This window comes from Peptostreptococcus anaerobius VPI 4330 = DSM 2949, from assembly GCF_000381525.1.
GTDB classification, from domain to species: Bacteria; Bacillota; Clostridia; order Peptostreptococcales; family Peptostreptococcaceae; genus Peptostreptococcus; species Peptostreptococcus anaerobius.
The window spans coordinates 1-8144 of sequence record NZ_KB906656.1 but is presented as its reverse complement, the minus strand read 5'-3'; the positions used below and the strand labels follow the sequence as shown (position 1 = coordinate 8144).

Below are 8144 nucleotides of genomic sequence, written 5' to 3'. Positions count from 1 at the left end.
GTTTTTTTCATACTGTCTTTGTCCCGCATCGGGGTAGTACACTATGACCTTGTGTCCATTTTTTATTTGTTCCACCCTACCACGTTTAAGCTCATTGTAAATAGTGGTTCTTGACCTTTTTAGGTGCCTAGCAATAGAAGATATTGAGCAACCTAATTTGATCATGGCATAAATTTCTCCTCTTTCATACTCACTTAGGTGTTTAAAGTTTCTCTTTTTTGTGTTAAAATTAAGTTGATTCATTGTGGACCTCCTGTATGTATTTGTGTTGTGACTTATATTTTAACACAGGATTCGCAATGAATCATTTTTTATTTAGTTGTACAAATTGATTATACAATCAACCGTTTAATATTTGGGTGTTCAATGGAAAAGATATTTTGTCTTAAAGAAAATTATTATAGTGATATGGAAGAGATGAAAGGTAGATAATATGGATTATATGAGTCATCTTTATGGAAGGAATAAGAAAAAAATAATAGAGAATTCAAAAAACAAGATTTATAAGTATGATGGCTTAGAAAATGGAAAGTTTGTCATTACAGAGTATGAAATCTTTAAGGGAGTAAGAGTCTTCTATAACGATATACACACATCAAAAATCACAAGTAGTATTCCTAAGGATTCTCTTAATGAAAGACGATATGAAATCAATCATTGCAGAGAAGGAAGGTTTGAATGCGTATTAAGAGATGGAACTGTAACATACATGGAAGCTGGAGATTTTGCGATTAACTTAATAAGCAACAGCTCTAAAGAATCATTTTTCCCTATTAGTCATTATCACGGCGTTACTTTTTGTATTACGCCATCGGAGTTTGATGATGAACTACACCTTTTAGAAAAAATGTTCGGAATTAAATATGAAGAGGTATTAGCTAATCTTTGCAACGATAATAAACTTTTTATTCAGCGAGCGACATCAGAGATTGAGCATATTTTTTTTGAAATGTATAAAGTACCAGATGATATTCTGATTGTATATTTAAAAGTCAAATTTCAAGAATTGTTTTTGTACCTTACAACAGTGCAGAATAATGCATCTTATAATGATAGACAGTATTTTGCTAAAAATAATATTGAAATAGCTAAAAAGATAAATGCGTATGTACTGAAGAATTATAATAGAACATTGCCCTATGAGAAATTATCTGAGAAATTCCACATAAAAATTACTACAATGAAAAATTGTTATAATAGTGTTTTTGGAGAAACTGTTAACGATACAATAATAAAAAAAAGATTGGAAGTAGGTGCAAATTTGTTGAAAGAATCCTCGCTTTCCATCACTGAAATTGCTCTTCAAGTTGGTTATACAGACCACTCTAAATTCTCGAATGCTTTCAAAAAAAAATACAAGATTACACCCTCTGAATACAGAAAGATATCTGAAATAGCAAATTCGGTCTAATTGGTCAAGCAATTAGAGTTAGATAATGATAACATAAGTGTTGCTTATAGAAAAGCAGACAACTTCTAACGAAGCTTGCGAACTTAATTATACGAGGAGGAACACTTATGGAAAACAAAAAATTATCAATAAAAGATTTAGCAACTATAGGAATCTTTTCTGCAATTATGATTGTGGTCTTTATAGCTTTTTCGATGATCACAGGAGCATCTCTATTTTTTAACATGATTTTTAATGCGGTGTTTACAGCGTTAATTTTGGGGCCTTTTTTCGTTTATATGGCGATGAAAGTCGGGAAACCCGGAGTTGCTCTAATTTATAATATCTTACAAGCGGTTTTGGCAACTGTATTTATGGGACCGTTTATGATTCCTTGGTTCTTAGGTGGCGGTATCATCGCAGAATTATCTATGATAGGCACTGATAGTTATAGGAATATAAAAAGAATTACGATTGCTTGGATTATTACATCTCTTACAAGAGCAGCTCATGGAATGAGCGAAATATGGTTTTTTAAAGATGCGTTTCTTAAAACAGGAGTGTCTCCGGAACAGGTTCAAATTCAAACACAATATTATACAGATGCGAAGTGGGTTATTATTTCTTTAGCATTAACTGTAGTGGCGGCTGCAATTGGATGCTATTTAGGAAATAAAATGACAGAAAAGCACTTTAGAAAGACAGGTATAATAAAGTAATGCATTTGGACTTGCGCTCCAAAGTTGCGGTATTTTTTAGTACAGTATTTTTGGCCTCGGTATTGTCCAAAGATACTGTATTTTTTTTGCTGACCGTCATCCTCTTACTATATGTTGCCGTATTAGGATATAGCAAATCTACCGTAAAAATTGTGTTTGCAATAGCAATCATTAGCATTATGAGATTGGTTTCAAAAGGAAACGGATTTGGCGTTATGCTTCCTGAAATGTTTCTTTTTATAGTTATCAGGACATTGGTTATTATTCTATCTGTAATACCGATTATAAAAACACCTCCGGGAGAATTGATGGCTGTGATGAAGAAAATGAAAGTCCATAGGAATATAGCTTTACCACTTATTTTTATGATGAGGTTTTTCCCTGTAGTAAGAAGTGAATTTTCGGAGATTATTGATTCATTAAAATTAAGAGGCTTAATTTCTTTTAGAAAGCCGTTTATTACAATGGAGTATTTATTTGTACCTATGATGTTCTCTTCTTCTAAAATTGCTGAGGAATTGGCTGCGGCATCCGAAGTAAGAGGAATCTCTGCCAATGGAAAACATACATCAAGAAGGGAAATAAAATTTAGAAAATTTGATTTTCTTGTAGTTATATTGACCGTTCTGTTAACAGTTGGTCTGTACTTTATGGAAGGAGTGATGATGAAATGATTAAATTTGAAAATGTGAGCTTTTCATATAATCAGGACTCCCGAAATATTATTGAAAATATCAACATAGAAATTAAAAAGGGAGAAGTTGTAGCCTTCATTGGAGCCAGTGGATGCGGAAAGACAACGCTGACAAGGATTATCAATGGACTTGCGTATAAGTTTTATGGCGGGAAGCTGAATGGAAACATTACAATAGATGGCATGAATCCATGTGAAAAAGAATTGTACGAAATAGGAAGAAGAGTGGGTTCAATTTTTCAAAATCCTAAAAGTCAATTTTTTGCAGAAAATGTAGAAGATGAAATCGCATTTGGATTGGAAAATTATGGAATAGACCAAGAAAAAATTTCAGGAAGAATTAGAGAAGCACTCTCGTCAATCAACGGAGAAAATTTAATTGATAAGAGTTTGTTTCATCTTTCAAGTGGAGAAAGACAAAAAATCGCAATTGCTTCCATAAATGCTCTTGATCCACCAATTTATGTTTTTGATGAGCCGTCAGCCAATCTTGATATGAAAAGTGTAGAAGCTTTAAGAAAACTGATGCTGTCATTGAAAACACAAGGAAAAACGATGGTGATTTCCGAACACAGAATTTATTATTTGAAAGATCTTGTTGATAAATATTACTACCTTGAAAATGGCGAGATTAGAAACTCATTTTCAGAAAAAGAACTTCTTTCAAGTTGTAATAACTTTTTTAGAACAGCGGGGTTAAGATCATATTCTTTAGAATGCGTTGTTCCAAAAACAAAGGAAATAAAAGGAGTAAATTCGCTGGAGTTAGATAAAATATGCTTTTCATACAAGAATGAGAAGATCATAAGTGGGTTAAGTTATTCATTTAAGAGTGGAAATGTGTATGGAATCATAGGAGATAACGGTGTTGGTAAAAGCACATTATTTAAAATCTTAAGTGGATTATTGAAAGAACAGAAAGGCAATTTATTGATAAATGGAGAAAAAATAAAGAAAACAAAAAGAAAGAGAAGAATATACTATCTGTCAAACAATCCTGATAGTAATTTATTTGAGGTTTCTCTCGAAGATGAGTTGAAATTAAATGATTCAAAGGCAGATATAGATTTAATCTTGCATCGGTTTTATTTGGAAACTGTTAAAGATTTACATCCTCAAATTTTGTCAGGAGGTCAGAAACAGAGATTGACTATTGCAGCAGCAGAACTTTTAAAAAGAGATGTATTTTTGTTTGATGAGCCAACAAGTGGATTAGATGGAAATAATATGAGAATTATTTCCGAAAGAATGAAAGAACTTCAAGAAAAACAGAAAATCATACTTATCATTTCACATGATTATGAGTTTCTAATGACTTCTTGCAACAAAGTACTATATTTAGACGGACAATCTTTTAAAGAGTTTTCTGCGGAGAATGATAAAGAAAAAATATTGGAAATATTAAAAGGTGAGGTGAAGAACTATGTTTAATAGCGGATTATTAAAGTATTCCGGCAAGTACAAATATCTAACTGTTTTGTCGTGTGTACTATCCATTTTGAGTGCTGCAATGTCAATTGTTCCGTTAGTTTGTATCTATCAAATTATAAGATTATATGTCGAAAACTTAAGTACGAAAAGTATTATGCATTATGGAGAAATCGCTGTGATTTCATCTGTTTTAGGCATTGCTTTGTATTTTGTGGCATTATCTTTAGCCCATATATCTGCTTTTAGAGTTGCTAAAAATTTGAAATCACAAGCAATCAATAAAGTGATAGATATGCCATTAGGCTTTTTTGAAATGAGGTCTACAGGCGAGATTAGAAAAATTATTGATGAAAACACCATTTTAACAGAAGATTTTTTAGCACATAAATTACCGGATTTTGCGGCGACTGCAATTATGCCACTTATCATTGTAATTAGTTTTTTCTTTTTTGATTGGAGATTAGGTGTTGTTTGCTTTATCCCGTTAATCATTTCTGTGATTTGTATAAAGATTATGATGGGTGGGGAAAATAAATTTATGATGGGTAAAATCATGACACTGCAAGAACAGATGAATAAAGAGGCTGTTGAGTATGTTCGTGGTATACCAATTATCAAAGTGTTTCAACAAACTGTATTTAGCTTCAAAAAATTTCATAATACGATTATGAGTTATAGAGATTTGGTGGCAGGCTACGCAAAAGCTTGTCGTATGCCTAAAACTATTTTCGGAGTTATGTTAAACAGTTTTTTTGTGTTTTTGATAGCTGTAGCTGTAGTTTTATTTAATTCAGCAAGCGATCCAATCGCAGTATTTTTGAATTTGATTTTTTTCATATTACTTAGCCCTTTAATTTCTACAACAATGATGAGGCTAATGATGACTGGAGAGAACTTAATTCAAGCAAAGGAAGCTTTAAATAGAATTGAAACAATTATCTGTGATGGTTCATATATAGAAAATGGTAGTGATGAATTCCCTGAAAATACAGAAATTGTTTTTTCAGATGTTTGTTTTTCATATCCTGAGCAAGAAAAAAATGTTATAGAGCATGTATCGTTTGAAATTTCAAAAAATCAAAAGGTTGCTTTTGTTGGTTTATCAGGCTCCGGAAAAAGCACCATTCTTTCTTTGATAGGGAAATTTTTTAAGGTTAACTCAGGAACGATAACGATTGGTAGCAAGAATATAAATGAAATAAGAAATAGTGAACTTATGAAAAATATTTCCTTTGTTTTCCAAGACAGCAAACTATTTAACGGAACCTTACTTGAAAATATAAGAGTAGGAAATCCTAATGCATCTTTAGAAGAAGTAGATAAAGCTATTACAGTTGCGCAGTGTCAAAGTATTATTGATAAACTTCCGAACGGTATAAATAGTATTTATGGCAGTAAAGGGATTTTCCTTTCCGGTGGAGAAAGACAGCGAATTGCACTGGCAAGAGCTTTTGTTAAAGATTCTCCAATTATTGTTTTTGATGAAGCAACATCAGGTTGTGATGCTGAAAACGAATTTTATATCAATAAAGCGATTACGGAAATTTCAAAGAATAAAACAGTAATTTTGGTAGCTCATAGGTTAAATACTGTAATTGATGCAGACAAAATAATTGTTATGGAAAAAGGGAAAATCGTTGAGCAAGGTACTCATAATGATTTAGTTGAAAACAATGGAGCATACGCAAATATGTGGAAACAATATCAGGGTGCTTCAGATTGGAGGCTATAAAATGTTCGATAAAATAAAAGAAAAATACTCTTTGTCTGATGCTGAAGCAATGCTGATTAAAAAAGGAATCCTATTTAACGCATTATCCAATATTTCTAAAATGCTGCCTGTTGGAATATGTGCTTATGTATTATCGCAAATGTATTTAATCATCACAAATAAAACTGATGGTGGGGGATTACCACTTGCAATGTATTTAGGTATATCTGCGATAGCCATTTTACTTATGATTTTGCTATCGTATGTAGAATACACAAAAACCTTTATTGATATTTATCAAGAAAGTGCAAATCGAAGAGTTAGTATTTCAGAATTTCTAAGAAAACTTCCATTATCATTTTTTGCAAAAAGAGATATTTCTGATCTTACTACCGTAGTAATGACAGACACATCGGGGATTGAACATGCTTTGGCTCATGTTATTCCTCAGTGTTATGGAACATTGTTGTCCACAATAGTGATTTTTCTGTCGATGTTAATATTTAACTTTAAAATGGCAATGTCATTATTTTGGGTAATACCGATTGCTTTTGCGGTAGTTTTACTATCTCGAAAACTTCAAAAGAGTTATAGTGAAAAATTTAAAAATGAAAAGTTGGTATCGTCAGATCAAATACAAACTACACTGGAAATGATTAAAGAAATAAAGTCATTTTCTTTGGAAGAAAAACAAAAAAGGTCTATAAAAGTTCAGTTGGATGCGTTTGAAAAGAAACAGAGAGAATCTGAATTATTTTCTGCAACAATTTTAGCGTCAGCACAGATGATTCTTAAATTGGGTATAGCAACTGTAATTTTGGTGGGAGCTTATTTACTGTTGCACGAAGAAATTGATTTGTTCACATATATTATTTTCTTGTTTTCTGCTGGTTTAATATATGATCCAATTCATGCACTGATGAATTCTTTGACAGAGATTTTCTCTACAGATGTATTGGTTAAAAGAATGGATGATATAAAAAAAGAACATATCAATGTTGAGCCATTTTCTGCGAAAACTGATGATATGAGTATTAAGTTTGATAATGTAACATTCGGATATGATGATGAAGATGTTCTCAAAAATGTTACATTTACAGTAAAATCTGGATCTAAAACGGCATTAGTAGGTTCTTCTGGTTCGGGTAAATCGACTGTATTGAAGTTAGCTGCCGGATTTTATAAAGCAAGTTCAGGCAATATATTTTTAGGTGGAACCGATATTTCAAATGTGGATGATGAATCCTTGCTAAAATATTATTCTGTAGTTTTTCAGGATGTATTGCTTTTTGATGGAACAATTATGGATAACATTCGACTGGGAAATAAAAATGCAACGGATGATGAAGTAATAAAAGCGGCAAAATTAGCAAATTGTGATAGCTTTGTGTCAAATTTACCTAATGGATATATGACTACAATAGGTGAAAACGGCAAGCTGTTATCAGGAGGCGAAAAACAGAGAATATCGATAGCGAGAGCAATCATTAAAGATGCACCAATTGTTTTGCTTGATGAAGTTACCTCGGCGTTAGACATTCAAAATGAAAATCTAATACAGAAAGCGGTTAGCCATATAACAAAAAACAAAACTGTTATTGTGATTGCTCATAAGTTAAATACAATCAAAGATTGTGATAATATTTTGGTTTTTGACAAGGGGAAAATTGTTGAGCAAGGAACACATGAAGAATTATTAAAGCAAAATGGATATTACAAAAAATTATATGATATGAGTGCATGAATATTTTGAAATGGAAAAGAGAGGAAAATTTATGTAATTGTAAGCATAGATGGATGAAGAACATGGAAAAGTTTATGTATCTATTTGAAAAAATAAATAGAGTGTATGTAAAAAAGTCTGTAAAATTGTAAGTCCTTCTATGGTAAAATTATTATCATAGGAGGACTTTTGTTATGGGAAGAAGAAAAAGAGAACCAATGAATCCAGCTAAGAAAAATATTGTAAGGGAATTAATAAAAACTTATGATATAAAAACAGCTAATGATATTCAAGAAGCTTTAAAAGACTTGTTGGGAGAAACACTACAGGATATGTTAGAAGCAGAAATGAATGAGCATTTAGGATATGAGAAATATTCTAGGGATGAAGACGTTGAAAACAGCAGAAACGGTTATAAGAGTAAAAAAGTTAGAAGCTCAATTGGGGAATTTGAGATAGATGTTCCACAGGATAGA

General features: G+C 31.7%; 8 protein-coding genes. 7 read left to right on the top strand and 1 reads right to left on the bottom strand.

Annotated features, from left to right (window positions below):
• On the bottom strand, positions 1–243 hold a 243-nt coding region (locus F823_RS0110010; RefSeq protein ID WP_019595746.1), incomplete at its 3' end, for a helix-turn-helix domain-containing protein.
• Positions 244–433: 190 nt separating this feature from the next.
• On the opposite strand from F823_RS0110010, the gene F823_RS0110005 reads away from it, so the two are divergent.
• From F823_RS0110005 to F823_RS10705, 7 genes are all read left to right on the top strand, one after another.
• The gene (locus F823_RS0110005) at positions 434–1411 is read left to right on the top strand and encodes a helix-turn-helix domain-containing protein (RefSeq protein WP_002845248.1); all 978 of its coding nucleotides are present in this window, start codon (positions 434–436) and stop codon (positions 1409–1411) included.
• A gap of 107 nt (positions 1412–1518) precedes the next feature.
• Positions 1519–2109, top strand: coding sequence for an MptD family putative ECF transporter S component (locus tag F823_RS0110000; RefSeq protein ID WP_002845246.1), 591 nt, complete (start codon positions 1519–1521; stop codon positions 2107–2109).
• On the top strand, positions 2109–2783 hold the full coding sequence (locus tag F823_RS0109995; RefSeq protein WP_002845245.1) for an energy-coupling factor transporter transmembrane component T family protein: 675 nt from the start codon (positions 2109–2111) through the stop codon (positions 2781–2783). Before F823_RS0110000 ends, F823_RS0109995 begins: the two co-directional genes overlap by 1 nt.
• The gene (locus F823_RS0109990; protein ID WP_002845244.1) at positions 2780–4234 is read left to right on the top strand and encodes an ABC transporter ATP-binding protein; all 1455 of its coding nucleotides are present in this window, start codon (positions 2780–2782) and stop codon (positions 4232–4234) included. Before F823_RS0109995 ends, F823_RS0109990 begins: the two co-directional genes overlap by 4 nt.
• Positions 4227–5966 carry an ABC transporter ATP-binding protein gene (locus F823_RS0109985; protein ID WP_002845243.1) on the top strand — a complete coding sequence of 580 codons (1740 nt, stop codon included), beginning with the start codon at positions 4227–4229 and terminating at the stop codon, positions 5964–5966. The genes F823_RS0109990 and F823_RS0109985 overlap by 8 nt, the downstream gene beginning before the upstream one ends.
• A 1-nt stretch (position 5967) precedes the next feature.
• Complete coding sequence (locus F823_RS0109980; RefSeq protein ID WP_019595745.1) at positions 5968–7689, top strand: ABC transporter ATP-binding protein; 1722 nt, start codon at positions 5968–5970, stop codon at positions 7687–7689.
• Between the two features lie 197 nt (positions 7690–7886).
• Positions 7887–8144, top strand: a 258-nt coding sequence (locus tag F823_RS10705; protein ID WP_416389758.1) for a transposase, incomplete at its 3' end; no start/stop codon positions are given.

What these genes read in the sequence shown, in the direction of transcription:
- F823_RS0110005 (WP_002845248.1), top strand. Translation starts at nt 434, where the DNA reads ATGGATTATATGAGTCATCTTTATGGAAGGAATAAGAAAAAAATAATA.
- F823_RS0110000 (WP_002845246.1), top strand. Translation starts at nt 1,519, where the DNA reads ATGGAAAACAAAAAATTATCAATAAAAGATTTAGCAACTATAGGAATC.
- F823_RS0109995 (WP_002845245.1), top strand. Translation starts at nt 2,109, where the DNA reads ATGCATTTGGACTTGCGCTCCAAAGTTGCGGTATTTTTTAGTACAGTA.
- F823_RS0109990 (WP_002845244.1), top strand. Translation starts at nt 2,780, where the DNA reads ATGATTAAATTTGAAAATGTGAGCTTTTCATATAATCAGGACTCCCGA.
- F823_RS0109985 (WP_002845243.1), top strand. Translation starts at nt 4,227, where the DNA reads ATGTTTAATAGCGGATTATTAAAGTATTCCGGCAAGTACAAATATCTA.
- F823_RS0109980 (WP_019595745.1), top strand. Translation starts at nt 5,968, where the DNA reads ATGTTCGATAAAATAAAAGAAAAATACTCTTTGTCTGATGCTGAAGCA.